At 78.6% G+C, this 351-nt stretch carries 1 protein-coding gene; it reads left to right on the top strand.

Annotated features, from left to right (window positions below; genetic code table 11):
• Positions 1–280: NAD(P)H-dependent glycerol-3-phosphate dehydrogenase (locus AX737_RS03225; protein ID WP_348626798.1), on the top strand; the 280-nt coding region annotated here is incomplete at its 5' end.
• Positions 281–351 lie beyond the last annotated feature (71 nt).

Raw genomic sequence — 351 nt, 5'->3', positions numbered from 1 at the left:
GTCGGGTCTCGGCGATCTGGTGCTCACGGCCTCCTCGTCCCAGTCGCGCAACTTCGCGTTCGGCGAGCGGCTGGGCGCGGGCGCCACGCCCGAGGCGGCCGCGGGGGGCAAGCTCGCCGAGGGCGCCTTCACGGCGGCCGCCCTGGTGGCGCTCGCCCGGGCCCAGGGTATCGAGATGCCGGTCGCCGAGGCGGTCGCCGACATCGTCTCGGGCGCGGAGCGGGTCGATGCGGTGGTGGCGCGCCTGATGGCGCGCCCGCTCAGGGGCGAGGCGGAGTAGGACCTGCCCCGCGGCGCGGCTGCGCCGCGCGGGGCTCGGTGGGGAAGCTCCCCCTCACCGCCGGCGGGGAG

Source organism: Methylobacterium sp. CCH5-D2 (assembly GCF_001556475.1).
Taxonomy (GTDB): domain Bacteria; phylum Pseudomonadota; class Alphaproteobacteria; order Rhizobiales; family Beijerinckiaceae; genus Methylobacterium; species Methylobacterium hispanicum.
The sequence above is the reverse complement of the archived record's forward strand: the minus strand, read 5'-3'. Positions and strand labels throughout refer to the sequence as shown.